The sequence below is a fragment of the Acinetobacter sp. NBRC 110496 genome, from assembly GCF_000876115.1.
Classification (GTDB): domain Bacteria; phylum Pseudomonadota; class Gammaproteobacteria; order Pseudomonadales; family Moraxellaceae; genus Acinetobacter.
Genome location: NZ_BBTF01000026.1, coordinates 1 through 26,914 on the forward strand (window position 1 = coordinate 1; position 26,914 = coordinate 26,914).

The following is a 26,914-nucleotide window of genomic DNA, read 5'->3' on the forward strand; positions in this document are numbered from 1 at the left end:
CGTATTTTTGAAAAAATTGACTGTTTCAACAATGGAATGAACAGCCATGTTATCTAAGTTTTTTATTCATCGCCCAATCTTTGCCAGTGTTCTCGCTATTATTGTTATGGCTGTTGGCTTATTTGCAATTTTAAAGTTACCTGTAGAACGTTATCCCGATATTGCACCACCCCGAATCACTGTTGCTGCAAACTATAGTGGAGCAGATGCTCAAGCGGTAGAAGACAGTGTTACTCAGGTTTTAGAACAACAAATTAAAGGTATTGATCATCTGCTCTATTTCAATTCGAGTAGTGATGCCAGTGGTAATAGCCGAATTAGTCTGTTCTTTGATCAGGGGACCGATCCCGATCAAGCACAGGTACAAGTCCAAAATGCAATTAATGGTGCGATCAACCGTTTACCCGAAGATGTACAGCGTCAGGGAGTTAATGTTCGTAAATCCTTAAGTGATTCTTTTATGGTGATCGGTCTGGGGGATAAATCAGGGCGTTCAACCAATTTGGATATTTCAGATTATCTCACCAATCACTTTGAACTCAATCTCAGCCGAATTGAAGGCATTGGGGAAGTGAGCGTATTTGGCTCGCAATATGCCATGCGTATTTGGCTGGATCCACAGCGTCTGGAACGTTATCAATTACAAGTGAGTGATGTCCGTACGGCACTTGAAAATCAGAATGCGCAAGTCGCCGCTGGTGCAATTGGAGATTTACCAACAGCGGATGACCAGTATTTAAATGCCAAGGTAACGTCGGGTTCGTTGTTAAGAACACCTGAACAATTTAAAAATATTATTGTCAAAGCCAATACAGATGGCAGTTTTGTCTATTTAAAAGATGTCGCACGGGTTGAAGTCGGTGCTGAAAATTATCAGGTCTTTAACCGTTTAAATGGTTATCCTGCTTCAGGACTTTCACTGTCCTTGACCGTCGGGGCCAATGTGATGCAGGTGGCCGATGCGGTCTATAAGGAAGTTGCCCGTTTAGAGAAAGCATTACCAGAAGGTTATTTTGTGGTTTATCCACGCGACGATACACCTTTCGTAAAAGAGTCGATGTCACAAGTGGTGTCTACCTTGATTGAAGCCATTGGTCTGGTGGTCTTGGTGATGTTTATCTTTTTGCAGAACTGGCGAGCAACCTTGATTCCAGCAGTCACGGTTCCTGTGGTCATTCTCGGAACCTTCGCCGTATTAGCCGTTTTAGGGATGAGTATCAATACTCTGACCTTGTTTGCGATGGTATTAGCGATTGGTTTGTTGGTCGATGACGCGATCGTGGTGGTAGAGAACGTTGAACGTCTGATGCATGAGCAGCAACTCAGTGCCAAGGAAGCTTCAATTCAGTCCATGCATGAGATTAGTGGAGCCTTAGTCGGGATTACCTTGGTTCTCACAGCTGTATTTATTCCAATGTCATTCTTTAGTGGCGCGACAGGCATTATTTATCGTCAGTTCTCGATTACCCTCGTGGTCGCCATGGGGCTTTCATTACTTGTGGCGTTGATTTTAACCCCGGCACTTTGTGCCATTTTATTGAAACCACAGCAAAAACAGGCGCGTTGGGCGATCAAGTTCAATCATGGACTGGACTATATAAAAACGCGTTATCTGAATGTTTCACAAAAAGTCATTAATTTAAAAGCCATTTCACTGTTGGGTATTGTGTTGCTGATTGGCTGTTTTATCTGGGTTTATCGTGATCTGCCAACCAGTTTTCTACCACAAGAAGATCAGGGCTTGTTAGGCGTTCAATTCCGTTTACCGGAAGGAACACCGATGAGCAAGACTGAAGAGGTAGGCAAACAAATCTCAGATTATTTTCTTGAACATGAAAAAGCCAACTTGAATGGTGTCATGGTGATTCATGGTCGTAACTTTTCTGGAACAGGACAGAATCTTGGTCAAGCCTTTGTGTCACTGAAACATTGGAATGAGCGCAAAGGTGCAGAAAACAGCGCACAGCAGATTCGTGCACGGGCTATGCAATATCTTTCACAAAATAATCAAGCACGTATTATGGTGTTGATGCCCTCGGTAATTCGTGGTTTAGGTAATTCTGACAAAATGGAGTTCTGGTTACAGGACACCAAGGGCCTAGGCCGAGAAAGTTTATTGAACTCTTTCAAACTGCTACAACAGCAGGGCAATGCGCTAGGCCCAGTCGCAAATCTCGACAAAAAAGGCAATGACGATCAGGCTGTGCTGAATATCAAAATTGATCATAAGGCTGCGATGATTCATGGTCTTAATGTCAGTGAAATTAACCGAACCCTCTCGACGGCGTGGAGTGGCAGCTATATCAATGACTTTATTGATCGTGGACGAATTAAACGGGTCTATTTACAGGGTGATGCGCCATATCGTTCTAAGCCTGAAGACCTGAATTATTGGTATGTAAAAAATACCAATGGTCAAATGGTGCCATTCTCACAATTTAGCCAGATTACATGGCAAGGTGCCCCACCAATGTTAGAGCGCTTCATGGGCTATCCAGCGATCAGTTTGGAAGCAGACGCAGCCAATGGATTTAGTAGTGGACAAGGGATGCAAGCCATTCGTGGCTTAGTTGATCAAATGCCTGATGTAGGGTTGGAGTGGAGTGGCTTGTCTTATCAGGAACAAGAGTCCAGCAATCAGGCGATCTGGTTATATTTAATCTCGGTTGCCTTTATTTTCCTTTGCCTTGCAGCACTCTATGAAAGCTGGTCAATTCCTTCTGTGGTAATGGCGGCGATTCCACTCGGGATTGGAGGAACGATTTTATTTAGTTATTGGTTTGGTTTCGCCAATGATATCTATTTCCAGATTGCACTGCTGACTACTATTGGTCTGTCCTGTAAAAATGCCATTTTGATGGTTGAATTTGCAGCAAGCTTGCAACAACAGGGACGAAGTGCGCTGGAAGCTGCATTACAGGCAGCAGGCCTTCGTCTCAGACCAATTCTGATGACCTCAATTGCCTTTGGTGCGGGTGTGATCCCCTTGATGTTTTCGAGTGGTGCAGGCGCATTAAGCCGACAGGCGATTGGTTATAGTGTATTTGGTGGGGTTGTGTTTGGCACCATTCTGGTACTGATCTTTATTCCATTTATGTATGTCTTGGTCAGAACTGTATTTAAACCAAAAGCGAAAATAGAAACTGCTTAAAGGCAGTAAAATTAGCAGTAGAAATGAACAATTCGTGCCCTGCATAACGGTTCGAATTGTTCATTTTTGTTGTCTAAGTTGAGAAGATAAAAAAATATTTGTAGTATTGCCGTGCCGTATAAGCGGTTGAATGAGGATTGATTGCCTACATGGACACCCAGAGTTGTAATTTTTCAAGAATTACACGTTTTTATATTTCCCAAAATCTGAATGAAGACCGTTACTCGACAGTAAAATAATCTGTTGTATTTGGCTCTTCGTTGCAGATAATTGTAGTGAAGAGGCAGATATGAGCTACAACAATTTTTTATATTTATTAAATGATGCGTTAAAGAATAATCATATTGAACTTGCGCTGGCGTCGGTTAAAACTTTTCGGGCCGTTGATATTGCTGATGTATTGACACAATTATCGGTAGAACAAAGTCAATTACTACTGACGCATTTACCAGAACGCGCTTATGTTTTTTCTTATCTTCCTCCCCATGAACAAGCCAAACTTGCTCAAACCATGCCAAGAAATATTTTGGCTGAAATTATTGGGGAAATGTCATCGGATAAACGGGCCGATGTATTTAAGCGTCTGGATGAAGAGCAGCAAAATGCACTATTGCCTGCATTAGCGCAGGCGGAACGAGAAGATATTCGTCAGCTTTCATCCTATGTGGAAGGAACCGCTGGGGCCATCATGAGCTCGGAATATGCCACGCTCAAACCCGATATGATGGTCAAAGATGCGATTAAAATGTTGCGTCTAGAAGCACCAGATACCGAAATGATTTATTTTGCCTATGTGCTGGATGAAGCACGTAAAATTTTGGGTGTTTTGACTTTAAAGCAGTTAATTCTTGCACCTGAAGAGCAAAATATTAATGAACTGATGGAAACCAATGTCCTGACAGCCTATGTTGATACCGATCAGGATGAGGTGGCCAAAACCATTGCCCGTTATGATTTACTGGCCTTACCGATTATTGATCATCAACAAATGATGGTCGGGATTGTGACTTATGATGATGCCATGGATGTGGCGAGTGAAGAAGCAACCGAAGACTTCTTGAAGGTTGGTGCGGTCAATGCATCGTCCAAAGTAAGCATTAAATCGGCTCCTATTCTGCAACTCTATCAGAAGCGGGTATTCTGGCTGGTCTTTCTGGTTTTTGGAAGTTTATTGTCAGGAATTGGGATTGCACACTATGAAGATGTGATTGCACAGCATCTGGTGTTGGTGTTTTTCTTGCCTTTGTTGGTGGGAAGTGGCGGTAATGCAGGCTCTCAATCTTCTACCTTGATGGTTCGGGCGTTGGCAACAGGGGATGTCCAGTTTAAAGACTGGTTCTATCTACTTGGGCGCGAAAGTCTGGTGGCTTTATGTCTTGGCGGAACGATGGCCGTTGCGGTTTCCTTGTTGGGTTATTTCCGGGGGGACGAATTGGTCGCTTTGGTACTGGCCCTGAGTATGATGGGGATTGTGTTAATGGGCTGTTTGATTGGCATGAGTTTACCTTTTATTCTGAATAAAGTCGGTTTAGACCCTGCCAGTGCTTCTGCACCTTTGGTGACGTCGATATGTGATGCGACAGGGGTGATTGTGTACTTGTTTATTGCATCGATGATTTTATTCTAGACCGTAATAATAATTGTACCGACAAAAGTTCAAAACTACTTTATTCTCAAGCATAAACATTGTTTTAGGTTAAGTGAATGACTGATCGATCACAACAAAAAAAATTAACTCAACAGCAAGCCATTGCTATTGAGCGTGATTTAGCAAAATTCGCCAACACCATGGACAGTCTGGTTCGGATTCCATTTACCAAACAAGGCGTGGGGGCGGATGCCGCACTGAGTACCATTCCTTTTGCCGGTGATGTCGCAGGTTTTGTTTTAACGCTATACGCTTTTAAAAAAGCCCGAGAAGTCGGTGTTCCACAGCACAAACTAAAGGGGGTGGTGAAACTGGCGATTATGGATATGTTAGTCGGCTTTATCCCGATTATTGGTACGGTCTTTGACGTGTTTATCCGACCTAGCAGAAAGACGCTTGAGATTGTACATGCGCATATCCGTGAGGAATATCAGGTCCACAGTGATATCCATGTGGTTCATCCGTTTTTACACGAGTCACTGGAACAAAAGCAGAAAACATCCGCATTTTGGCGTAATCCAGTGGTGAGCTGGATCTGGTTGCGTATTCCCGATTTATTGGGGATTGCGGTATTGATTTTATTGGTAGTAGCGGTCTGGGCTGGCTTTAGTTACCTATGGCAATTTTATCAACATACTATTTCTTAGTGGTTAATATATGAGGCATCTAAAAGAATTGCCAGAAAATTGGGTACTTATACAAGCAGAAAAAGAGTCGATATTTTCTAATGAACTTAAACGTGAGCTTATATTGGGTCATGTGCTTTTTGCTAAAAAAGCGGTAGCTATTGCTCGAAAAGATGGAGAGGATGATGTTTTATTCTTTTTAGAAAATCAGGAAGATCAATATGCTGAAGTCCATTTAACATGGAATAATGAAACTAATCCGAGATGGCCACATACTTCACTTTTTAAAAGTTTCAATGATTGGAAAAAAACAGTTGAAGATGCTTGGGAGTAAAGTAATTTATACTTATAGTATGATCATATAATCTTTGATTTACTTGATTTCTTTACCTTATCAAAATAGGGTGATTCAAACATTAATTTTGATATGGCAAAAAATAAAGCCTCCATCTTGGAGGCTTTATCATTTATCTGATACTGATTATTGAACGTTTAATTGCTGTAATGCTGCAACACGCTGTTCAATGGTTGGGTGGGTTTGGAAAAGAGCCGCTAAGCTAAAGCCTTGTTCCTTACCTTCCGCAATCGCAAATGCTTTCATTTCTTTTGGCATTTGATCTGGCATTTCTGATTCAGCTTGTAAACGAAGCAGGGCAGAGATCATTGCTTGTTTACCTGCTAAACGTGCACCCGCTTCGTCTGCGCGGTATTCACGTTGACGAGAGAACCACATCACGATGGCAGAGGCCAAAATACCAAAGACGATGTCAAGTACAATCGTAATGGCAAAATAAGCAAGTCCTGGTGCTTCACCATCTTCACGACCAAAGACATTACGGTCGATGAAGTCACCTGCAATACGTGCAAAGAACATGACGAAGGCGTTGACCACACCTTGAATCAAGGCAAGCGTGACCATGTCGCCATTAGCAACGTGACCAATTTCGTGAGCGAGTACTGCACGAAGTTCATCTTTGTTCATACGCTCAAGTAAACCCGTAGAGACGGATACTAGCGCATCGTTTTTATTCCAACCTGTCGCAAATGCATTGGATTGGTAAGAAGGGAAAATACCTACTTCAGGCATTTTAATACCTGCACGTTGGGATAATTGAGCCACTTCTTGTAATAACCAAGCTTCTGCTTGACTACGAGGTGCATTTGGGTCGATTAATTCAGTTCCAGTGGTTTTTTTAGCCATCCACTTCGACATGAATAAGGAAATTAAAGAACCCACCATACCAAAGACAAAACAGACGACTAATAGGTTGCCTAGATTCAAGCCACCCGCGCCATGGTAACTACCGACACCGAAGAGTGACAAGATAATGCCAGCTACAACCAGTACCGCGAGGTTGGTAAGCAAGAACAAACCAATCCGCATCATTGAGAAAATCCTCTTATAAATTAAAACTGATCTGATTTATAAATTATAAATCATAACGCTAATATGCAGGGCGAACCCTAAAAATTCAAGCAAAAAATAGGCATAGATACATTTAGCCTATAAAACAGTGAATTGAATGTGAAACAGGGACTTAAAGAGGATTTTGTTTAAAAAATATCAGCTAAAATCATCCTGTGAGAATAATGCCCCAGAATTATTAATTACTGAAATGTATTCGGGCTGAAGCGGTGGCATTGGTGGTGGTGTAAGTGCCTGATGGCGCGTCGGTAAAGGTACCATCCGCCAAGGTAATAATTTGGCGATTATATTGTTTTGGCGCAGGAGGTGCTGCTTCTACAGCTTCATTGACAGGGGCGCTATAATTTGCCGATTGAGCTAAGACTTGGCCATTAGTCGCAGCATTGTTTGAATTGTTGAGCGAAGTGCCGAGACCCGAGGCATAGAGATTTTGATAACGGCTAGTGACGCGACGGACGTAATCTTGTGTTTCACGAAATGGTGGAATGCCGCCATATTTATCAACATTGCCTTCGCCTGCATTATAGGCTGCGATTGCAAGTCGGGTATCGCCATTAAAACGTTTGATTAACCAACTGAGATAACGTGCGCCGGCAAAGATGTTCTGCTGTGGGTCATAGGCATTGTTGACATTAAAGCGGCGTGCTGTTGCAGGCATCAATTGCATCAAGCCTTGAGCACCCACAGGGGAGCGCGCATTAATATTGAAACCCGATTCGGTATGCATCACTGCCTTAATTAACCCTTCCGAGACACCGTGTTGTTGTGCTGCTTGGCGGATCAGGTGATCAAAGGCATTTTTATTTCGACTATAGCTGGGTAAGACAGAAGCTTCACTTGTGCCCCAGTTACTATAACTATGAATATTGCTGTCAGGGTAATACGTCGCTTTAATCACTTTTAAGTGACTGTACTCGGCTTTTTTCTTATTGGTGAGTAGGGTGGTGCCATTATTGTCTTTAAATTGGTAAATGGTCTGCCCAGCATGACTAGACGCTGTACTATTAAAAAAAACGATTGATCCCAGACAAAGAGCAAAAAAATAAGTTGTTTTGTTCATCGTTATAATATTCACGAAAGGATGAGCATAAGTTCTATTCCGAAGTTTAACAAAAAAAAGTAAAAAAAGAACTTTTGCTACAATTTTTTTATTTTTCACTGTCAGACAAAAATCAAGTCAATTTGTTCGAATGTTCAGCAAAAAAAAATTAAAAAAAAATTTTAAAAACTAAGTCTTGACTTATGTAAGTCATTGTTTTTAATTTGATAAAATAGGTGGTTAAAAAATGATCAATCTAATCGGAAGCCTTATTTTAAGATAAAAGCACTTTGTCAATAGCTAAGAAATCCACAAATTTATCCACAGCTTTTGTGGACAACTGTGGAAAAGTTTGAATTATAAGCAATCCAGCGCATCTAGGATTATTTTGATCAGAATTTTACCAGTATGAAACTCAAATATGACGATTGAAAGAAATTGAAAAATTCTTTAGATGCGCATCTTTTCGGAATGAGATAAAATCTTGCGGTATTTTTGTTTATGAGTAAATCACGTCTATGTACGCGCCAGTGGAGTCCAATCAAGGATTTAATTTCAAGCCAGAACTTCCGACAAGTTCGGCGTATTATCGCCTGTTGAAGAAACTTCGTCGTCAGGTGGGGCATGCAATTCGTGATTACAACATGATTGAAGATGGTGATAAGGTCATGGTATGTGTGTCTGGTGGTAAAGACAGCTATACCTTGCTGGATATCTTGTTGCAGTTTAAACGTATTGCACCGATCAATTTTGATATTGTGGCGGTGAATCTGGATCAAAAACAGCCAGGTTTCCCTGAAGATGTGTTGCCACGCTATATGGAAGAAAACAATATTCCATATTACATCTTGGAAAAAGATACCTATACCATTACTAAGCGCCTAACCCCTGAGGGTAAAACCTATTGTGCGGTGTGTTCACGCTTACGTCGTGGTTCGTTATATGGTTTCGCTCAAGAGATTGGCGCAACTAAAGTCGCGCTAGGCCACCATCGTGATGACATCATGGCCACTTTCTTTTTGAATTTATTCCATGGTGGTAGTTTGAAGGCAATGCCGCCAAAACTGCTTTCTTCCGACAAAAAGAATATTTTGATTCGTCCTTTGGCCTATGTCGAAGAAAAAGACATTATTAAATATGCTGAGTTACGCCAGTTCCCGATCATTCCGTGTAACTTATGTGGTTCACAAGAGAACTTGCAACGCGCCATCATTAACGACATGTTACGTGAGTGGGATAAGCAGCATCCAAAACGCTTACACAGTATCTTTGGTGCACTACAGAACGTTTCTCCATCACAACTGGCGGATCGTGAATTATTTGATTTCGAAGCGTTGGATGGCCAACGTGAATTTGATCTGAAAGATCCAGAAGAGATGAAAAACCGTCTGGATGTGGTCAATCTGAGTTTTGCTGCTGAGTAAAGTGTAAAACTTTTTGAAAAGGTACTTGTTAAGTACCTTTTTTTTATAAAAAATTTAAAAATTGAATCCTGCGTACAAAAAATCATAGCCTAAAATAAAAATTACATGCTATAACAGGGCACAAGCAAATTGCTTCATGTGATGTTGTCTGGATAGATGGCACAAGAAATTGAACAAATACATTTGAGGAATAATCATGGCTGCATTTTTAACTGATGATTGGTTTGCAACTGTTGAAAAACTGACTGCTGAAGCTGGTGATTTAAACTTGCCACCTGCACTTGCGAATTTAGCGATTAACTTGGTTGTAACAGATGCAGCCGGTAATACAGAGTTGGCTTTAGATGCGGGTAAAATCCAAAAAGGTTTATCTTCAAATGCTAAAACGACTTTGAACATGGATGCTGAAACACTACGTAAAGTATTCTTAGAGTTTGATATGGCTGCTGCAATGCAGGCATTCATGACAGGCAAAATCAAAGTACAAGGTGATATGTCTCAGCTCATGGCTTTACAAACCGCTAAGCCGAGCCAAGAGCAAAAAGATTTATTCAAGAAAGTTCTTGAGCAAACTGCTTAATTTCTCTCTTCATAAAAAAAGCTTACCCTGAGGTAAGCTTTTTTTTCATTTAATTTAGACATCTACACGGTTGTTGGTTTTGAGATGCTCTAAATAGGTACGAATACGGGTAACGTATTGAACAGCTTGCTTATAACGACCGTTACGTGCTTGATTACGCTGTAAATGATCGTACAGGTTAACCCATTGGTTCGGATCTTTACCTTGTGCACGGATTCTTTTTTGAATCTGGCTGACTGCACCTGGTCCCATATTGTAGGCAACCAATGCATACCAGTTACGGTCCGGATAAGGTACGTTAGAAAACTGATCTAACATCAGATCAAAGTATTTGGCACCGCCTTGAATACTTTGAACAGGATCGGATCGATTACTTACTCCCATCGCTTGTGCTGTACTATTGGTCAACATCATCAAACCACGGACACCAGTGGGAGAAACTGAAGTCGGTTTCAGATAGGACTCTTGATAGCCAATGGCTGCAAGCAAGTGCCAATCTAAATTGTATTTAGAAGCACTCTGTTTGAAACTGGCCTTGTAAATTGGTAAACGTTGCTTCAAATCTCTTTGAATAGTTGACCAAGACTCAGGCTTAACCACATTTCGGTTATAGAATGAGGCCAGTTGCTGTGTCATACCAGATTGTTTACTTTGACAGATAAAACCACTGGCAGTTAGTGTGAGTGGATCATCGGCCTGTTTAAATACCCAATTCAATTGAGGGTTTAAACCATTTTTGCTCAAACTTGCCTGATCACCGCAACTTGCCGAAAATGAAACCAGTTGTTTATTTTCAATTGCAGCCAGATTGGCGGTTGTCATCGCAATGTTTGCTTTACCTTGTGCAACCCACTTTAATGCTGTGGCATTGTCTGGAACGGTTTTGAAATCGAGTTTTACATTTAAGCTTTGTGCATATTTGCGCGTTAAATCGTATCCAAAACCATGTAGGAATTTATCTTCCTGGAAGACGGTTGTTGGGCTTTCAACAGCAACTACGGTTAGGACATTTGTGTTCACAACGGTATTGTATTGATGTGATTTCTCAGCATTCAAGCTATTGAACGGCAGGATTGCAACGCCTAAGGCCAAAGCTTGAAAAGGTCGTTTGGAAGATAAAGAGTTAAGGCTAGGCCTCGACCCAGAACTTGAATTACTGTGCATGTTGTCTCCGCTACAGGTAATTTATGCCCAAAAATTTCAGCAAAACAATGCCTTAACTTTTAAAAGTTGATAAATTCAATAAGGGGTGGGCAAGTCATGAACGTCATTCAAAATGACATTAATTAAAGGGAAAATAATGCAAATATTTCACAATATTTACAAAGTGTATAAAAAATAAACAAAAACAAACTTAGGGGCGCATATTAAGCGGCAAAATAAAGAATGTCAAATTTTGCTCAATAAAAAAGCGAGAATTGCATCACAAACCTATGATTCGAAAAAGAATAAAATTTATACACTTTAGTCATGGTGAAATAAGGAATACAATGCAAAAACTTGTAAATGGACTGTTGTATTCACGTATTAGGGCTTATGAAATCGAATTTAATTACGCGTACTGGACATGATCTATTGGTTGCTGAGTTGAAGAGACTTTGGCATGAGGAGCGACCTGAAATTACCAAGAAGGTAAATTGGGCAGCAAGTTTAGGTGATCGTTCTGAAAATGCGGACTACCAATACAATAAACAATTACTGAGAAAAATTGATCGTCGTGTTCGCTATCTAGGAAAACGTTTAGAAGAATTAAAAATTGTAGATTATGTACCTGAGCAAGAGGGCAAGGTCTATTTTGGTGCCTGGGTTGAAATCGAAAATGAGGCTGGAGAGCAAAAAAGCTTGCGTATAGTTGGTGTCGATGAAATTTATGACCACCACCCCCAACATATCTCGATTGAGTCACCTATGGCACGTGCACTACTGAGTAAACAGGTTGATGATGAAGTAGAAGTGCATACACCATTAGGTAAAAAACTGTGGTATATCAACTCAATTCGCTATGAAAAGCCTGAAAATGCATAAAAAAACAGGTTGTTGAGTTTATTTTGAGCATTTGATGCATGTTTTTAAATAAAAGATTTGCCAAGTCTAACTTTTATTTATATGATAGCCGCCATTGGAAGCGTGGCAGAGCGGTTTAATGCACCGGTCTTGAAAACCGACGAGGGTGTGAGTCCTCCGTGAGTTCGAATCTCACCGCTTCCGCCAAATATCAAAATAAGCCCTTGTTTTTGCAAGGGCTTATTTTTTTATCTATGCTTTTACTCCTCAACTTACCCCACATAAAAAGTTGGATTGAATTAAGTTAGCTTGGCTTGTTTATGTATTGATATGGCTATATAAAACAAATCTATTTGAAAGAGCTATAATATATTCATCAACAATCATTGTTATGCCATAAAGTTGCATCGGGATTATTTAGCGGTAGGGGGTAATCTTTTTTATCTATTTAAAATTTTTATGCGTTGCTGATTTATGTAGAAAATAGATATATAAAACAGTTAATTCTTGAGCATCGGGATCGTAATTTTGAAGTGCAAGAACATCATGCAAATTTTTTGAATGTCCTGTGTTTTTTAATCAAGGATAACAAGAAACAGTCTAGGTATTTTCAAACCTGCATAGTAGCTTTAATATCCATACAGCTTGAAAAAGCTCCATTTTCTAGACACATAGCTACAAAAGACATGCATATAACCGTTAGAACCTTAATAAGAAGGTTAGGTGCAGAAGGAAGTAACTCTGGTTCAATTTTACAGGACGTGAGAGTCGCTCTTGCAAAATGTTTAGAGCGCTAGACGCAAAGAGTGACCTATATTTCTAGGTTTTTTTGATTGCTTTGGAAGTGCACTTTTATTATCTGGTTTCAGTCAATTGTTGCAATGACACCAAACAAATATGGAGAATATTACAAGGATAGCTCGTCACTCAGTATATGAATCGTGATATGCAATAAGACTAGTCAATGATCTAAGATATTGATATAAAGCATAAAAAGCCCTTGTTGAAATAAGGGCTTTTTATGCTTGGATGGGTTAGATAATTAATTTGGTTGCAATCGCCCACATCATCATGCCAACCAACACATCTAAAACTCTCCACGAGCTGGCCTTTTTAAACAAAGGCAACAAAACTCTTGCACCATAGCCGAGTGCAAAAAAGAAAATCCATGAGGCGAGGATTGTACCTGCCGCAAATAAATAGAGCTGATCCACAAACTGTACCGAAATCGAGCCGACCAGAATCACAGTATCTAAATAGACATGTGGATTGAGCCAAGTAAAGGCAAGACACATCCCGATAATTTTAAGCAGTGAATCTTTTTCAATATCACTCGGGTTGAGTGCCGAACTATTTTTTATGGCTGAATAAAAATTTCTAAGTCCATAGAAAAATAAAAAAGCAGCGCCGAAATATTTGGCAATTGTGACAATCAAAGGAAAGTCGATCACGATTTTAGAAAAACCCGTGACCCCGAGATAAATCAAAATAGAATCCGAAAGTGCGCAGATTAAGCAGACCCAGAAAACATGTTGCTGCTTCAAGCCCTGTTTCAGGACAAAAGCATTTTGTGCCCCGATCGCTAAAATTAAAGAAAAGCCGATGCCAAGCCCATAGAAAAATGCAGTCATATTTTAGCTCCTCAATCATGTCGGTAGTCTGTACTGGCTTTGGATTGAAAAGAATCACAGTGTCATTTACAGATGAATTTAGGCAAAAGCACTCCGTCTAACGCTTGGATCAAGTGTTAGAGGCTTTTCCTGTTGAAATTTACTCTTGGCTATTATCTTTTTTTATTTTTAAAAGTCAGTAAAATTAAGATTGTTTGAGTTTGGCTAAATTTTTTTAAGGTTTATATCCTGAATAAGAAAACAATGTGAGGTATTCTTTTGTGGTCGCTGAAGAGGAGGTGTTTTGACGTTGTAACAAAGCCTATGTCGTGTGCGATAGATTGTGCTTACAGGTTTACTTATCTGAAATTTATATTGCTGAATAAGCAGCGTATAGGAACAGCTTTGTGTAACAAAACGACTTAAAATAGTGTTGTCCGAATTTCCCCCCTTATTTTTCCATTATTCCCCCTTATTTTTGGAATCATTTTAAATAAAAATTAAAAACAGTCGACACAGGAAGTGTTCGAGGCAATAACCAAGCAAACATTTAAAAAAAATAAGTCAGTGAGTCAGGCATGGACCTCAATCATAATATCCAGAGTGTAAACAATCTAATGCTCAGCAAAACACGAAAAGTAATTGCGCTCGGTTTTGCGACACAAGGTCTTGGCTACGCTACCGTGATGACCGCACTGCCTACGATAAAAGGCCGATTCAAGCTTTCGGATGATCAGTTATCGCTGATTATTCTGGGAGTATGCATTGCAGCGGCACTCGGTTCAATTTTAGCTGATCGGATAGCAGTCAAACTTGGATCACGAGCTGCTGTTGTGACGGGTTTTATTTTTGAATCCATCGGAATCGCAATTGCTGCATTGAGTCCCAATGTGATCCTGATGATTGCTAGCTTTTTACTTTATGGGCTTGGACTCGGCTGCTTAGATGCAGCACTAAATATGCAAGCTGTTATGATGGAACAGCGGCTTGGTAAAAGTGTATTTGGTGGATTCTTTGCTTGTTATACAGCGGCTGCATTCTTAGGTGCATTAATGATGTCAGCCACTGTTTCAACTTCATTGGGAGCAACGACAGCATTATGCATTGCGGTATTGATTGCATTGCTCACCTCGCAACTCTCTAGACGCTGGTTATTTCAGCAGAAACAAGGTTCAGAATTACATCCGCAAGAGAAACCGGTAATTCCATATCAGCAACTTCTCATTTTTGGGGTGATTATTCTGATTGTATTTACGGTCGATTCCGCAATCAGTACATGGAGTTCAATTTATCTCAAAGATGTTTTAGCCAGCTCTGCAACGATTGCTCCTTTAGGTTATGCAGCGTATCAAATAGGGATTTTACTCACACGCTTAAGCCTCGATTATCTGCTGCAATTTAAAACAGCGACCTGGGTTGCTTTGGTCACACTCCTGATCGGCGCATTGGGTTGTGTATTAGCTGGTATAAGCCATTCATAAATGACCGTTATTTTAGGTTTTGCACTGGCCGGTGTTGCTGTAGGAGCATTGATTCCACTGACCTATTCTGCTGTTGGCCGTTTAGATGAAAACCGACGAGATGAAATTATTGCGCGTGTGAATATTTTTAATTATGGCGGCGCGGTCGCAGGTGCGGTCATTGTTGGGTTGCTAGCCACACCTTTTGGTTATGCGCCGTCGTTTATAGGTTTGGCATTTGCCTTACTCAGTATTATTTATTTGAGAAAGCGATTGGGCTGATCTACATCAATCAGGACTAAGTCCTTTGTGCTGGTCAGGATTCGGGGGAACCGGCAACGATCTTGGAAAAATGAGTGACGCCAAGGTAGACCAGAATTCGAGCTGAAAGTAGCTAGAACCCTTGTCGAAGGAATGGGAAATTTTTCAGATAGAAAATTTAACTGTTACGGTTATCTTTTTTTATTTTTGAAATTTAGTAAAATTAAAGATGCTGGGGATTTCCTAAATTTTTCTAAGGTTTATATGCTGGATAATAAACAATGTGAGGCCTTTTTTGCGGTCGCAGAAAATGGAAGCTTCGAACAGGCTGGTGTGAAACTCTATATTACTGCTTCAGCCGTAACCTTGCGGGTGCAGGCGCTTGAAAAGGAATTGGGGCAATTATTGCTGATTCGTGGTCGTCCCTGTGTACTCACGCAAGCGGGGCAGCAATTGTTTGAACATTTGCAGCATATAAGACGTTTGGAACAAAATTTATTACACGGTTTGACGGGGAGTGCCGAGTCGAATTTTTTTAAGACGGTGATTGGTTCAAATGAAGATTCTTTAGCAACATGGTTACTTCCAGCACTAAAAGAAGTTTTATTGAAAGAAAAAATTGTAATTGAGCTTAGAACCGATGATCAGTCTCATACTTATTCATTATTGGAGAGGGGAACGGTCAGTGCCTGTATTTCGATTGAGGATAAACCGATGCGGGGCTGCAATGCTGAATATCTCGGTGTGATGCGCTATCGAATGGTTTCGACTAAACACTTTCGAAAAAAATGGTTTGCCGAAGGGGTGCATAGAGAGAACCTCCGGATGACGCCAGCCATTATCTTTAATGAGAAAGATCGGATGCATTTCGATATCTTGGAAAAAAGATATGGTTTGATGAAAGGAACCTATCCTTGTCATTTGATTCCATCATCAGAGTCTTTTGTCACGGCGATTAAGTTTGGACTCGGCTATGGCATGGTGCCTGAATTGCAGCTGAATGCTGAAAATAAAGAAGATGGACTAGAGGAATTATTGCCTGAAGCAAAAATCGAAATTCCATTATATTGGCATCACTGGACTCAACAATCGAAACCTTTGCAGCTTCTTACTGAACATATTGTAAATCATACTCGATTAATTTTGGCCTGAGATGAGAGAGTAACAATAAAAAATATTATATCATGTATAGAGTAAGATTTTAAATGCATGAGCTAACATTACTTCTAAAACGGTTAATCGGCGAAATGAAACCTAATAAATGTTTAGAAGTAATGTCAAAACTAAAACAAGCCTAAATATTATATTGGACGACAATGCTTAGAAAATTCTAGAGCTTCCAACATATTGTTTGGAGACATTATTTAAGGCGGTTAATATACGGCTAGTATCTTTCGTGCTTAATGCTTCATTCAGCTCATGCATATACGTTACAATTTGTGCTTTCACTTTGTCTGCGAAAACTGGCGTGACAGCTTGATCTTCATAAAGTAAGACGTAATTTTTTGCAAAACCATAAATAAGAAATAATGAACAATGTTCGAGTGGATTTTCTGCCCTGATAATGGCTTGTTCACATTCATTTTTTAATTGTTGGTAGGCATCCGTTCCATTTGGAAGAGTTTGAAACGTTTCAAAGATCGCTTGGAAAGTCATTTGAATTACTCGCTCAAAAAGAAAATCTACAGATGATTGAACTAAAAATCAAGGGATAATTTTTTATTTATGGTGCGCTTTAATGTCTGATCATTCATATTAGGTTATGGCTGATATGAATTTTAATTGAATCATGGGAAAGGGGTAATATGATGCTGTGGTTAAATCAAGTTGTATGAAATTTGAATATTGATAAAAATACAGAGATGAATTTTTAAAGTATTTTTACATTTTCCATACTTGTGATATACAGGCAATACCAATTAAAAAAAGTATGAATATGGGAAAATAATAAGAATTATTTGATTTTTATCATTTTAGGTGATGGTTGTGAAAAACATTTTATTACCCGTAATTTTCGCTTTTAGTTTGGTGGGCTGTACTTCAATTACCACGATGTCTCCTGCTCAATTTAATCAATTAACAACTACCCAGATTCCTTTTGCAGGAAGTTGGGCGGGTGTGGTGGGGCCTTCTTCTACCGTTCTAAGTTTGAATCGTCAGGGCAGTGGGATGTTCTGTGTCGATAATGGTAAAGAGCTGATGTCGTATAAGGTAAAGTTGGTCGATAGTGTGCTATACACCGATCAAGGGATAAAGTTTAACGTGAAAGAGTTAAACAATAACAACGCCAAGATTCACATGAGTCTGTTGGGCTTGGGGGGAACCTTTGACTTAAACAAAGATGATCAATTGAAGCATGTAACAGTACGTTGTAAGCAAGTTTTGAGTGGATCATAAATCTATCGCTAGATCTTATTCCATGTCATGACGGCATTTCATGTTTTCCGCTGATCAAGAGAGTGCTATGTTTTCTCCTTATATTCATGCATTTGCATTATTTTTCTCACTTTTAAATCCTTTCCTTATGAGCGTCTATATGGTGGGGATGATTCGTAATACAGATGCGAAGATATTTAGTAAGGCCTTGATTCAAGGGAGTCTGATCGCTTTCGGGGTGTTTATTCTGTTTGCTTGGGGTGGGGAGAATATTTTCAGTCGCTATTTGAATGTGCGTTTTGAATCTTTCCAGATTTTTGGTGGTCTCATTTTCTTAGTCATTGGTTACCGCTATGTGTTCCAAGGTGCTGAAACAATTGGTGAGATGCGCGGGGCACCTGAGCATTTAGCTGGTACTATTGCCATGCCTTTTATGATTGGTCCTGGTACCATCAGTGCAGCTGTTGTGACTGGGGTGAGTGTACCTTTTACTGGCGCAATGGTGGTTATTGCACTGACCTTGATTTTGACTTGCAGTATTTTGATTTTAATGAAATTTGGTCATGATCATTTGCGCTATAAACATGCAAAATATATTGACCGCTATTTTGATATTGTTGGGCGGTTATCGGCGTTGCTGATTGGTACCATTGCCATTGATATGATTGTGAATGGTATTGTCGGCTTGATTCGCTCTGCTAATCTTGGTTAAGGAATGTTTTCAAGTTGCACTGAGGAGATTGGAGCAGCTTTTATTTGATTTGCACGTTCATGGCATTTCTATTAGATAAAAGCGCTTCAATGTCATTATTTTGAATAAAATCATAGAAAGATCATAAAAATAATTGATGATGTTTTAGCACTTTACGCATATTTTTATAGGCGTGAATAAAGGATAATAATCACGTTACAGTCTCTATGAGTTCTCTCCATGTATCAATTAGATCAAGCTAACCAAGCACCTGACGATCAGTCAGCGTTGACGATGACTGTTTTGATGACACCTGACATGGCTAATTTTTCAGGTAATGTTCATGGTGGAACGATTTTGAAGTTGCTTGATCAAGTCGCTTATGCCTGTGCAAGCAGATACTCGGGTAGCTACGTCGTAACTTTATCTGTTGATCGTGTCAATTTTAAAGAACCCATTTATGTGGGCGAACTGGTTACTTTCCTTGCCAGCGTGAATCATGTTGGGCGTACCTCAATGGAAATTGGCATCCGTGTAGAAGCGCAAAATATTCAAAAAAGAACCATACGACACACCAACACCTGTTATTTCACCATGGTTGCTGTTGATGAGCAACGTAAGCCAAAAGAAGTTCCAGCATTAAATCTGGATACTGAATGGAAACGTTGTCGTTTTGAAGCAGCGGAGCAACGTAAGGCGACACGTTTGCAGGAAGTTCATCAACCTTCATGTAGTGTGTTTAAAAAATCGACGCAATGTTAAATCATTATCCATGTTTTAAAAAAATAAAGATCGAACCGCAGCATGGTTCGATCTTTTTTTACATTTGTAATGAGATAAGCGTTAAGTCATTACAAATGTGGGTCTAAAGGTCTGGAGGAACCTTCAGATCGGTTTAGTTTGTTGGTGCTGGAGTCGATGCTGGTGCTTCGGTCGCAGTTGCATCAGTTGCAGCTTGAGTTTCTGGTTGTTCTTGAGTTGAAACAACGACTTTATCTTCAGTTTGAGCATCTGCAGGTGCTGCAAATGTCGATGCTGCTGCAAGTGTAAGCGTCGTCGCAAGAAGTGTTTTGATAAGTTTCATGTTTGGCATCCTTTATTTCATTTAAAATAACAGCCTCAATAAAATGATTTAGGGCATCTAAATCGCTTATTCGGCATGAGGTTCATGCTATGTGCCAAACGCTGATGCGGCAATATTCTTAACAATCTATTACGTCAATCTTAACAATATGAAATATTGAATCTCCTTATGTAGTTTCTATGTAAAACATCATGAAGAAATTAAGGATGAAAATGTATGAAAATATGTTTTTTTGATTAAAAATTAATCTTGTTTTTTACGCGTTTAAACATTCGATTAAGTTTTATTAAAAACGAATAATTGGATAAATCACTTATATTTAGAATGTAAATAAGATTTTTAGATTTACTTTGTGATAGATGTCTCTTTATTTTTATTTAGTGTTATTTGGGTTGGATTGCTTGCACTATTTTAGAGTTTATTTTATTTCATTCATTTTTCTCTTTAGAATGAAATAAATTCTTAAGACGAGTTGGCCGTGAAATTTGTTGCTCCCAAAACAGTTCCCACCCATATTATTTCTGGCTTTTTAGGAGCAGGTAAAACCACCTTGTTGCAGCATTTATTGACCCAAAAACCAGAGCAGGAAGTCTGGGCAATCCTGATGAACGAGTTTGGGCAAATTGGAGTGGATCAACAACTGATTACACAGCAATCCGGTTATGCAGTGAAAGAGTTATTAGGTGGGTGCTTATGTTGCAGTAGTCAGTTGCCCATGCAAATCGCATTGGCTCGTTTGCTTAGTGAAAGTAAGCCTGATCGTTTATTTATTGAACCAACAGGTTTAGGGCATCCTGCACAATTATTAGAACAACTCACTGAACCACATTGGCAAAATAGCTTGGCCATGCGGGCATTGGTGATTGTGGTCGATGGCAGTCGCTTACATGATCAGGACTGGGTCGAGCAGAATTTATATCGTGATCAATTAAAAGCTGCACAAATTGTGGTGTTGTCGCATACGGACTGCATGACAACAGCAGACCATCAGGCCTATACAGCCTTAAAACAAGAATATGAAACGTATGTCCAACACTGGATTGAAGCTGAATATGGGCAAGTGCAGATGCAGCAGATTGATATTGTGCAGCAACCGTTGCAACGCAAGATTCAACCTTTACTCAAGTTGCAACAAGCACAGCTCGCTGCTGAGCAACTGCCACAAATAAAGCAGCTTCCCTATCATTATGTTGAAATGGCTCAAGGCTATACGGTAGCAGGTTGGAAGTTGCCTAAGCGTTGGCAATTCAGCTTTTATGATCTGTTAGATCTGCTGTGTGCTCAGCAGGATTGGCTACGAATCAAAGGTATATTTAATACCGATCAGGGGTGGAAAAGTTTTAACTTTAATCCGCAGCAATTTAACTATCAATCTGCTGAAGAGAGTATTGATAACCGAATTGAGATTATTGGCCAATCGGCACAGGATTGGCTGTTATTTGAAACACAATTATTGAGTTGTCGGATTGATCAGATTAATGGCTAAGATGATCAAAGCACATATTTTTGTTGAAAAAATAGAGTATGCTTAGCGCCAAATTTGAGTACACCGTATTGAAGAGTATCGTTTATGGCGTTAAAAGCAACAATATATAAGGCAGATCTGAATATTGCCAATATGGATGAGCATATCTATGCCGATTATCAACTGACACTGGCTTTACATCCATCTGAAACCATTGAGCGTTTGATGGTTCGTATTCTGGCTTATGCACGTTATGCTGATGAACGTTTAGAATTTACCAAAGATTTATTCGAAACAGACGAACCCGCATTATGGCAAAAAGATTTGACGGGATTATTAGAAAAGTGGATTGAAGTTGGTTGTCCGTCTGAAGATAAAGTGAAAAAAGCCAGTGCACGCTGTAAACAGGTTGCAGTGGTGACCTATGGCTCTCAAGCCGATGATTGGTGGCAGAAAAACACCAAAATTAAAACCCTGAGCAATGTGGAAGTATGGCGGTTGGCACCCCAAACTACGCAAGCACTTGAAGGCTTATGTGAGCGAACCATGCAGTTACAGCTCAATATTATGGATGGTGAATGGACCTTGTTAAGTGATCAAGGTCAAGTCGACATCCAGTGGCAGCAATTGCAATAATTTTAGTTTGAGTGATCTGGAGAGATATTAATGAGCACAGAATTAGAAATCATTGATTTAAAAGTGGGTGAGGGTAAAGAAGCAGTGAGAGGTGCTTTAATTACGACACATTACACTGGCTGGCTTGAGGATGGTACCAAGTTTGATTCGTCACTTGATCGTGGCAGCTATTTTGAGACCGTGATTGGAACGGGTCGTGTGATCAAAGGTTGGGATCAAGGCATTATGGGCATGCGTGTGGGTGGAAAGCGTAAACTGATTGTACCAGCTCACTTGGCTTATGGTTCTCGTAAAATCGGTAAAATTATTCCAGCCAATGCCAATTTGACTTTTGAAATTGAGCTTTTTGATGTAAAAACACGCGACGAATAACATTTCGCACGCACTGAAATTCAAGTGATTGGGTTAGGTTTTTCAACAAAATCACTTGAAAATCATATGTATAAGTTGGTACTGTCGATTTTATAATAAGATTCTGATTTTAAAACTATTTCTTTTATCTGAATTTTATTACAGGCTATGAAAAAAATATTGCTTCTACATACAGTCCTGTATATCTTTGAGTTGAAAGGGCAATTTTTTGATCAGCTTTAATTTTGAATAGCAATGTGCTTTTCAAGTGTTTGAAACTTTGCTCTCTGGGTGGCTAGAAGTGGATTGGGGTGAATCCCTTGATAGCAACCGATTATAAAAAATGTAACATAAGTAAGATAAAAATTGAGTGAGTAGAGGCTGATATGAATGATTATCTGGATATCACGGCATCGGAATTATTAAGAGAGTTGGATCATTTTTTTCTGATAGATACCCATGACGGTGCGCAAACAGGCTTTTGGGTCAACGAAAAAGCATTGACTGATAAACATTATTGGATGGATGGGAATTATAAAGTTGAAATTCTCAGGTCATTGCAACCATCACATCAATATGCTCCCCATGACTATAAAATCACTCGTTTGGCTTTGGGTGAGAATGATACGAATGTCGTGTTATTGGACTATGATGGGGTGCATAAAAGAATCCAGACTTTTCGTCGAGGAGAGTGGGTGAATCGTTTGAATAAGTATTTTTATCAGAAAGAGCGTCATTATTTACAGCAGCTCGCCGATCATCCGAACTTTCAGTCAATTCAGTATTAAATAGATAACTGTCTTAGTTTGCCTCTAATCTTGATCAAATAGATTTGAGGCTGTTCTTCTCGTTAAAATATATTCAGTTAAAGTGTGATTGATTTCATAAAAAATATATTTAAGTTTATTTTCAGTTTTTAAAATTATAAATACAATCCTTAGTTCTTGCTGACCATTCAAAAATATCTTATCAGTCCATTAAACTGTAAGATGATAAAGGCATGATCTGCGATCATTGAATTCCAATTTTGAGACGATATCTCTATGACAACACGTTTCGTGTCTCCGACCTTAAAAGTTTTTCTTGGTCTCGTATTTGGAGTAGTTGCCTGCTCCACAACTGTTGCGGCGAATTCGCAAATTGATGCAACCACATTAACCGTCATTGGATATCATGAAATCACGGATCGAAAAGATGCCTTGATCCCAAGTTACGCGGTTACAGCAAAACAGTTTGATGAGCATATTGATTGGTTGCAAAAGAATGGTTATCACTTTATCAATGTGGATCAACTAATCAAGGCTCACCAAGGTAAATATAAGTTGCCAACTAAGCCCGTGTTATTGACAGTGGATGATGGTTATCAGTCTTTTTATCAAAATGCTTATCCAGTTATTCGGGCGAAAAAGATCCCTGTGGTTTTGGCTGTGGTTGGTTCGTGGCTGGAACCCAAAGCAGGACAGAAAGTCGATTTTGGTGGCGAACTGATTGAGCGAAATAAAATTCTGAGTTGGGATGAGCTTAAGGAAATGCAAAGCAGTGGTCTGGTTGAAATCGCCAGTCATAGTTATCATTTACATCAAGGGGTAAATGGTAATCCGCAGGGAAATTCAGAGCCTGCTGCGATCACCCGTATTTATGATCCTAAAACCAAGAGTTATGAAAGTGATGCCGCTTATCAGGCACGAGTTTTCAAGGATCTTAAAAAAAATAATGAGTTATTAAAGTCACATGGTTTACGCTCACCACGTGTGATGGTTTGGCCGTATGGTCGCTATAATATGCAGCTGGTGCAGATATCTAAACAGTTAGGGATGCCGATTACCATTACTTTGGATGATGGGGCAGACCATGCCAAGCAATCGCTGCAAAATATGAGTCGTATCTTAATTCAAGGGAATATGTCGACCAGTACCTTGGCACAAGAGATTAAAAATCGGGAATTGAATCTAAATGACAATAATCGACCGCAAAAAATCATGCATGTCGATTTAGATTATATCTATGACCCAGATGCCAAACAGCAAGAACGTAATCTAGATCATTTAATTGATCGTATTAATGGTATGGGGGTGAATACTGTTTATTTGCAAGCCTTCTCTGATCCTGATGCCAATGGTTCTGCAGATATGGTTTACTTCCCAAATCGCCATATTCCAATGCGTGCAGACTTATTTAACCGTGTCGCTTGGCAGATTCAGACACGGACACCTGTACAGCGTTTATATGCCTGGATGCCGCTGTTGGCATGGGAACTACCAAAATCGGATCCTGTATCAAAAGATTTGGTCGAAACTCAGCAGGCTAAAGCAGGTGAGCATCTGAATATGGGCTATATTCGTCTCAGCCCATTCTCGCCAGAAGCGCGTCAAACCATTAAAGAGATTTATCAGGACTTAGCGAAATCGACACCATTCGATGGTTTGTTGTTCCATGATGATGTGACATTGTCCGATTATGAAGATGCGAGTCCAGAAGCCTTGGCGGCCTATGCAAAACAAGGTTTACCAACAGATTTAGCTAAGATTCGTGACAACGATGCAGATTTACAGAAATGGACAGCATATAAAACCCGTTATCTAGATGACTTTGCGATGGAGCTTGCAGCGGAGGTGCGTCAATATCAACCCTTCCTTGTGACAGCTCGTAATCTGTATGCACAGGTGGCTTTAAATGCCTATGCTGAAAACTGGTATGCTCAATCTTTGGAGCAATCCTTAAATCGTTATGATTTTACTGCAATTATGGCAATGCCATATATGGAAAAATCGGATAATCCAACCAAGTTTTATACGGATATTCTCAATCGTGTGAAGCAATATCCGAACGGCATTAAAAAGACCGTGATGGAGTTGCAGGCAGTAAACTGGCGTAATGATCAAAAAGTTCCATCTGAAGAAATGGCAGCGACGATCAAGTCTTTATATGAGCAGGGTGCAATGCATGTGGCGTATTATCCAGATGATCCGATCAAAGGACATCCAGATGTCGAAACCATGCATAAGGCTTTTAGTCTAAAATCATCTCAATTAGTACCATAGTCGAGTAATGTAGATGAGTTGGATTGCTTTATTGTGGTCATACGCCATTAAGTTTGTTTTTTACTATCCATTATTTATGTCGTATTTATGGATGGTCGGGGCAATCATTTTTTATTGGAAAGAGCGCCAAGATCCACCATATCAGCAACCTGCCGCTTTGCCTGAATATCCGAAAGTTGCGGTATTGGTACCGTGTTTTAATGAAGGTGATAATGCAGAGGAAACCATTAGTCATGCACTTAAGCTGGATTATCCAAATTTTGAAGTGATTGCGATTAATGATGGCAGTTCTGACAATACTGGTGAGGTGCTAGATCGCTTGGCTACTCAATATGAAAAAATACGAGTCGTTCATTTGGCGCAAAACCAGGGTAAGGCGATGGGACTACAAGCGGGTAGCTTGATGACCGATGCTGAATTTTTGATTGGAATTGATGGGGATGCGTTACTGGATCCCTATGCGGCTAAATGGATGATGCGCCACTTCTTGGAAGACCCAACAGTCGCGGCAGTCACGGGTAATCCACGTATCCGTACGCGTTCGACCCTATTGGGGCGAATACAGGTTGGGGAGTTTTCTTCAATTGTCGGCATGATTAAGCGTGCTCAACGAACCTTTGGTCGTCTATTTACAGTTTCTGGCGTAATTACGGCCTTCCGTAAAAGCGCCGTGCATCAGGTTGATTACTGGTCACCAAATATGTTGACCGAAGACATTGATATTACCTGGAAGCTACAACGTGCAGGTTGGGATGTACGCTTTGAACCAAATGCCTTGGTGTGGATCTTAATGCCAGAAACCTTAAATGGTTTGTGGAAACAGCGCTTGCGCTGGGCTATGGGTGGGGCACAGGTACTGATTAAGAATATTGACGTTTTCCTCAAGCCCAAGCTTAATTTTTTATGGCCATTGATGTTTGAGTTATGTTTAACACTCGTTTGGTCATATTTAATGCTTATAATGGCCGTGATCTGGTTACTGCATTTTATCTTTGCGATTCCAGCTCTGGCTGTGGTGAGTTCACCATTTTTACCATATGGTAGTGGAATTTTATTAGGTGCGACCTGTTTAATTCAGTTTGCTTTAAGCAAATGGATGGATAGTCGTTATGAACCAAACCTTGGGAAAAATTATTATTGGATGATTTGGTATCCTTTTGTGTTTTGGTTGATCACGATTACTGCTACAATCGTCGCCTTTCCAAAGGTACTGTTGCGTAATGATGGGAAGCGTGCCCGTTGGATTAGCCCAGATCGTGGAATTCGTTGAGTCTAAAGATTTATTTTGCTGAGTAAAAAGCAATGAAAGCAGACAGTTTGATTATTGATGTACGTCGCCAGTTGCCATGGCATAAACGTTATTTTTCAACGACAACAACCGCAATGATGTGGGCGGGGTGGTTGCTGTTGTGGCGTCCATTTATTTTGGTGTGGGTGTTGGTTGAGTTACAAAAAACGCATATCGCACAGCGTTTAATGACGGCCTTTGGTGATGGGATTGAGCATGGTGTTACAGCACTATTTATGTGTGCAATTGCATTATTATTATGGAGCTTTTTGCCTTCAAAACGTATACACCAAAAGCATGCGGTAGAAAAGACCTTGCCAGATTATGCACGTTATTTTGAATTGCCTGAGCAAGAGATTCAGGTAGGGCGTCAGCAGAAAGTCAGCATCGTGCATCATGATGAGAATGGTAAGATTATTCGCGTAGAATAAGTTGACTGATTAAAATCAAAAATATCGAATGCCTTAATATTTTTATTAAGGCATTTTTTATGCATGATTATTAAATTTTAGGCATAAAAAAACCAGCTTACGCTGGATTTTTATTTGCACCATATTTCACTAGCTGAAACATGGTGCCCGAGGCCAGACTCGAACTGGCACGCTTTGTGGGCGGGGGATTTTAAATCCCCTGTGTCTACCGATTTCACCACTCGGGCATGTGCGCAATAATAGAGGACACATTAAAGCTTGGCAAGAGTAAAACAGACGATTTGCTTTCTTTTCAATCAATTCATGTGTTTATCTGATGAAA

The 26,914-nt window shown here is 39.9% G+C and carries 24 protein-coding genes, 2 tRNA genes and 1 pseudogene; 20 read left to right on the forward strand and 7 right to left on the reverse strand.

What is annotated here, in order from left to right; genetic code table 11:
* The first annotated feature begins 46 nt into the window (after positions 1-46).
* The 4 genes from Aba26S_RS13015 to Aba26S_RS13030 all read left to right on the forward strand — a co-directional run bounded on the left by Aba26S_RS13015 (position 47) and on the right by Aba26S_RS13030 (position 5,759).
* Entirely contained in the window at positions 47-3,151 is a 3,105-nt protein-coding gene (locus tag Aba26S_RS13015; protein WP_043972540.1) for an efflux RND transporter permease subunit, read from the forward strand.
* A gap of 289 nt (positions 3,152-3,440) precedes the next feature.
* Positions 3,441-4,778, forward strand: a complete 1,338-nt coding sequence (gene mgtE / locus Aba26S_RS13020; protein WP_043972543.1) for a magnesium transporter — start codon at positions 3,441-3,443, stop codon at positions 4,776-4,778.
* Positions 4,779-4,855: 77 nt separating this feature from the next.
* Positions 4,856-5,446 carry a DUF4112 domain-containing protein gene (locus Aba26S_RS13025; RefSeq protein ID WP_043972546.1) on the forward strand — a complete coding sequence of 197 codons (591 nt, stop codon included), beginning with the start codon at positions 4,856-4,858 and terminating at the stop codon, positions 5,444-5,446.
* Positions 5,447-5,456: 10 nt separating this feature from the next.
* Positions 5,457-5,759 carry a hypothetical protein gene (locus Aba26S_RS13030; protein WP_043972548.1) on the forward strand — a complete coding sequence of 101 codons (303 nt, stop codon included), beginning with the start codon at positions 5,457-5,459 and terminating at the stop codon, positions 5,757-5,759.
* A gap of 147 nt (positions 5,760-5,906) precedes the next feature.
* Here the strand turns inward: Aba26S_RS13030 and htpX are convergent, their stop codons facing one another.
* Positions 5,907-6,812: a protease HtpX gene (gene htpX, locus Aba26S_RS13035; RefSeq protein ID WP_004660837.1), complete on the reverse strand. Its 906-nt coding sequence runs from the start codon at positions 6,810-6,812 to the stop codon at positions 5,907-5,909.
* A gap of 217 nt (positions 6,813-7,029) precedes the next feature.
* On the reverse strand, positions 7,030-7,911 hold the full coding sequence (locus tag Aba26S_RS13040; RefSeq protein ID WP_005243689.1) for a lytic transglycosylase domain-containing protein: 882 nt from the start codon (positions 7,909-7,911) through the stop codon (positions 7,030-7,032).
* Positions 7,912-8,408: 497 nt separating this feature from the next.
* Between Aba26S_RS13040 and ttcA the strand changes: the two genes are divergently transcribed.
* Together ttcA and Aba26S_RS13050 are read left to right on the forward strand one after the other, a co-directional pair.
* On the forward strand, positions 8,409-9,314 hold the full coding sequence (ttcA, locus tag Aba26S_RS13045; RefSeq protein WP_005243687.1) for a tRNA 2-thiocytidine(32) synthetase TtcA: 906 nt from the start codon (positions 8,409-8,411) through the stop codon (positions 9,312-9,314).
* A 196-nt stretch (positions 9,315-9,510) separates the two neighbouring features.
* A complete protein-coding gene (locus tag Aba26S_RS13050; RefSeq protein WP_004651955.1) occupies positions 9,511-9,894 on the forward strand; it encodes an SCP2 sterol-binding domain-containing protein in 384 nt (127 codons plus the stop codon).
* Positions 9,895-9,948: 54 nt separating this feature from the next.
* On the opposite strand, the gene Aba26S_RS13055 is transcribed toward Aba26S_RS13050, so the two are convergent.
* Complete coding sequence (locus tag Aba26S_RS13055) at positions 9,949-11,058, reverse strand: transglycosylase SLT domain-containing protein (RefSeq protein WP_005243680.1); 1,110 nt, start codon at positions 11,056-11,058, stop codon at positions 9,949-9,951.
* A gap of 372 nt (positions 11,059-11,430) precedes the next feature.
* On the opposite strand from Aba26S_RS13055, the gene greB reads away from it, so the two are divergent.
* Together greB and Aba26S_RS13065 are read left to right on the forward strand one after the other, a co-directional pair.
* A complete protein-coding gene (gene greB, locus Aba26S_RS13060; protein WP_043972554.1) occupies positions 11,431-11,919 on the forward strand; it encodes a transcription elongation factor GreB in 489 nt (162 codons plus the stop codon).
* Between the two features lie 96 nt (positions 11,920-12,015).
* Positions 12,016-12,105: transfer RNA gene (locus Aba26S_RS13065), tRNA-Ser, on the forward strand.
* 827 nt (positions 12,106-12,932) lie between these two features.
* On the opposite strand, the gene Aba26S_RS13070 is transcribed toward Aba26S_RS13065, so the two are convergent.
* Positions 12,933-13,529, reverse strand: a complete 597-nt coding sequence (locus Aba26S_RS13070; RefSeq protein WP_005243561.1) for a LysE/ArgO family amino acid transporter — start codon at positions 13,527-13,529, stop codon at positions 12,933-12,935.
* Positions 13,530-14,086: 557 nt separating this feature from the next.
* Between Aba26S_RS13070 and Aba26S_RS13075 the strand changes: the two are divergent.
* Positions 14,087-15,250: pseudogene (locus Aba26S_RS13075) on the forward strand (MFS transporter).
* Positions 15,251-15,493: 243 nt separating this feature from the next.
* Entirely contained in the window at positions 15,494-16,381 is an 888-nt protein-coding gene (locus tag Aba26S_RS13080) for an ArgP/LysG family DNA-binding transcriptional regulator (protein ID WP_043972557.1), read from the forward strand.
* Positions 16,382-16,549: 168 nt separating this feature from the next.
* On the opposite strand, the gene Aba26S_RS13085 is transcribed toward Aba26S_RS13080, so the two are convergent.
* Positions 16,550-16,885, reverse strand: a complete 336-nt coding sequence (locus Aba26S_RS13085) for a hypothetical protein (RefSeq protein WP_005243553.1) — start codon at positions 16,883-16,885, stop codon at positions 16,550-16,552.
* A 324-nt stretch (positions 16,886-17,209) separates the two neighbouring features.
* Between Aba26S_RS13085 and Aba26S_RS13090 the strand changes: the two genes are divergently transcribed.
* The 3 genes from Aba26S_RS13090 (at position 17,210) to Aba26S_RS13100 (ending at position 19,058) form a co-directional block, all read left to right on the forward strand.
* Positions 17,210-17,626, forward strand: a complete 417-nt coding sequence (locus Aba26S_RS13090; RefSeq protein ID WP_043972560.1) for a J517_1871 family lipoprotein — start codon at positions 17,210-17,212, stop codon at positions 17,624-17,626.
* A 67-nt stretch (positions 17,627-17,693) separates the two neighbouring features.
* On the forward strand, positions 17,694-18,317 hold the full coding sequence (locus tag Aba26S_RS13095) for a MarC family protein (RefSeq protein ID WP_043972562.1): 624 nt from the start codon (positions 17,694-17,696) through the stop codon (positions 18,315-18,317).
* A gap of 219 nt (positions 18,318-18,536) precedes the next feature.
* Positions 18,537-19,058 (forward strand): acyl-CoA thioesterase, encoded by a 522-nt coding sequence (locus tag Aba26S_RS13100; RefSeq protein WP_005243546.1) that lies wholly within the window; start codon positions 18,537-18,539, stop codon positions 19,056-19,058.
* A 133-nt stretch (positions 19,059-19,191) separates the two neighbouring features.
* On the opposite strand, the gene Aba26S_RS13105 is transcribed toward Aba26S_RS13100, so the two are convergent.
* Positions 19,192-19,380, reverse strand: coding sequence for a hypothetical protein (locus Aba26S_RS13105; RefSeq protein WP_043972564.1), 189 nt, complete (start codon positions 19,378-19,380; stop codon positions 19,192-19,194).
* A 478-nt stretch (positions 19,381-19,858) separates the two neighbouring features.
* Here Aba26S_RS13105 and Aba26S_RS13110 point away from each other — a divergent pair, with 478 nt between their 5' ends.
* The 7 genes from Aba26S_RS13110 to pgaD all read left to right on the forward strand — a co-directional run bounded on the left by Aba26S_RS13110 (position 19,859) and on the right by pgaD (position 26,592).
* Positions 19,859-20,866, forward strand: a complete 1,008-nt coding sequence (locus tag Aba26S_RS13110) for a GTP-binding protein (protein WP_043972566.1) — start codon at positions 19,859-19,861, stop codon at positions 20,864-20,866.
* A gap of 84 nt (positions 20,867-20,950) precedes the next feature.
* On the forward strand, positions 20,951-21,481 hold the full coding sequence (locus Aba26S_RS13115) for a YaeQ family protein (protein ID WP_005243542.1): 531 nt from the start codon (positions 20,951-20,953) through the stop codon (positions 21,479-21,481).
* A gap of 30 nt (positions 21,482-21,511) precedes the next feature.
* Entirely contained in the window at positions 21,512-21,853 is a 342-nt protein-coding gene (locus Aba26S_RS13120; protein ID WP_005243541.1) for an FKBP-type peptidyl-prolyl cis-trans isomerase, read from the forward strand.
* A gap of 365 nt (positions 21,854-22,218) precedes the next feature.
* Positions 22,219-22,620, forward strand: a complete 402-nt coding sequence (locus Aba26S_RS13125; RefSeq protein ID WP_005243540.1) for a hypothetical protein — start codon at positions 22,219-22,221, stop codon at positions 22,618-22,620.
* Positions 22,621-22,875: 255 nt separating this feature from the next.
* On the forward strand, positions 22,876-24,873 hold the full coding sequence (gene pgaB / locus Aba26S_RS13130; protein ID WP_005243539.1) for a poly-beta-1,6-N-acetyl-D-glucosamine N-deacetylase PgaB: 1,998 nt from the start codon (positions 22,876-22,878) through the stop codon (positions 24,871-24,873).
* Positions 24,874-24,886: 13 nt separating this feature from the next.
* Positions 24,887-26,143: a poly-beta-1,6-N-acetyl-D-glucosamine synthase gene (gene pgaC, locus Aba26S_RS13135; RefSeq protein WP_043972569.1), complete on the forward strand. Its 1,257-nt coding sequence runs from the start codon at positions 24,887-24,889 to the stop codon at positions 26,141-26,143.
* Between the two features lie 32 nt (positions 26,144-26,175).
* On the forward strand, positions 26,176-26,592 hold the full coding sequence (pgaD, locus tag Aba26S_RS13140) for a poly-beta-1,6-N-acetyl-D-glucosamine biosynthesis protein PgaD (protein WP_005243536.1): 417 nt from the start codon (positions 26,176-26,178) through the stop codon (positions 26,590-26,592).
* A gap of 141 nt (positions 26,593-26,733) precedes the next feature.
* On the opposite strand, the gene Aba26S_RS13145 is transcribed toward pgaD, so the two are convergent.
* Positions 26,734-26,819: transfer RNA gene (locus Aba26S_RS13145), tRNA-Leu, on the reverse strand.
* Positions 26,820-26,914 lie beyond the last annotated feature (95 nt).

Bases quoted from the DNA above. Each gene is read 5' to 3' on its own strand.
- Aba26S_RS13015 (WP_043972540.1), top strand. From the start codon at position 47: ATGTTATCTAAGTTTTTTATTCATCGCCCAATCTTTGCCAGTGTTCTC.
- mgtE (WP_043972543.1), top strand. From the start codon at position 3,441: ATGAGCTACAACAATTTTTTATATTTATTAAATGATGCGTTAAAGAAT.
- Aba26S_RS13025 (WP_043972546.1), top strand. From the start codon at position 4,856: ATGACTGATCGATCACAACAAAAAAAATTAACTCAACAGCAAGCCATT.
- Aba26S_RS13030 (WP_043972548.1), top strand. From the start codon at position 5,457: ATGAGGCATCTAAAAGAATTGCCAGAAAATTGGGTACTTATACAAGCA.
- htpX (WP_004660837.1), bottom strand. From the start codon at position 6,812: ATGATGCGGATTGGTTTGTTCTTGCTTACCAACCTCGCGGTACTGGTT.
- Aba26S_RS13040 (WP_005243689.1), bottom strand. From the start codon at position 7,911: ATGAACAAAACAACTTATTTTTTTGCTCTTTGTCTGGGATCAATCGTT.
- ttcA (WP_005243687.1), top strand. From the start codon at position 8,409: ATGTACGCGCCAGTGGAGTCCAATCAAGGATTTAATTTCAAGCCAGAA.
- Aba26S_RS13050 (WP_004651955.1), top strand. From the start codon at position 9,511: ATGGCTGCATTTTTAACTGATGATTGGTTTGCAACTGTTGAAAAACTG.
- Aba26S_RS13055 (WP_005243680.1), bottom strand. From the start codon at position 11,058: ATGCACAGTAATTCAAGTTCTGGGTCGAGGCCTAGCCTTAACTCTTTA.
- greB (WP_043972554.1), top strand. From the start codon at position 11,431: ATGAAATCGAATTTAATTACGCGTACTGGACATGATCTATTGGTTGCT.
- Aba26S_RS13070 (WP_005243561.1), bottom strand. From the start codon at position 13,529: ATGACTGCATTTTTCTATGGGCTTGGCATCGGCTTTTCTTTAATTTTA.
- Aba26S_RS13080 (WP_043972557.1), top strand. From the start codon at position 15,494: ATGCTGGATAATAAACAATGTGAGGCCTTTTTTGCGGTCGCAGAAAAT.
- Aba26S_RS13085 (WP_005243553.1), bottom strand. From the start codon at position 16,885: ATGACTTTCCAAGCGATCTTTGAAACGTTTCAAACTCTTCCAAATGGA.
- Aba26S_RS13090 (WP_043972560.1), top strand. From the start codon at position 17,210: ATGGTTGTGAAAAACATTTTATTACCCGTAATTTTCGCTTTTAGTTTG.
- Aba26S_RS13095 (WP_043972562.1), top strand. From the start codon at position 17,694: ATGTTTTCTCCTTATATTCATGCATTTGCATTATTTTTCTCACTTTTA.
- Aba26S_RS13100 (WP_005243546.1), top strand. From the start codon at position 18,537: ATGTATCAATTAGATCAAGCTAACCAAGCACCTGACGATCAGTCAGCG.
- Aba26S_RS13105 (WP_043972564.1), bottom strand. From the start codon at position 19,380: ATGAAACTTATCAAAACACTTCTTGCGACGACGCTTACACTTGCAGCA.
- Aba26S_RS13115 (WP_005243542.1), top strand. From the start codon at position 20,951: ATGGCGTTAAAAGCAACAATATATAAGGCAGATCTGAATATTGCCAAT.
- Aba26S_RS13120 (WP_005243541.1), top strand. From the start codon at position 21,512: ATGAGCACAGAATTAGAAATCATTGATTTAAAAGTGGGTGAGGGTAAA.
- Aba26S_RS13125 (WP_005243540.1), top strand. From the start codon at position 22,219: ATGAATGATTATCTGGATATCACGGCATCGGAATTATTAAGAGAGTTG.
- pgaB (WP_005243539.1), top strand. From the start codon at position 22,876: ATGACAACACGTTTCGTGTCTCCGACCTTAAAAGTTTTTCTTGGTCTC.
- pgaC (WP_043972569.1), top strand. From the start codon at position 24,887: ATGAGTTGGATTGCTTTATTGTGGTCATACGCCATTAAGTTTGTTTTT.
- pgaD (WP_005243536.1), top strand. From the start codon at position 26,176: ATGAAAGCAGACAGTTTGATTATTGATGTACGTCGCCAGTTGCCATGG.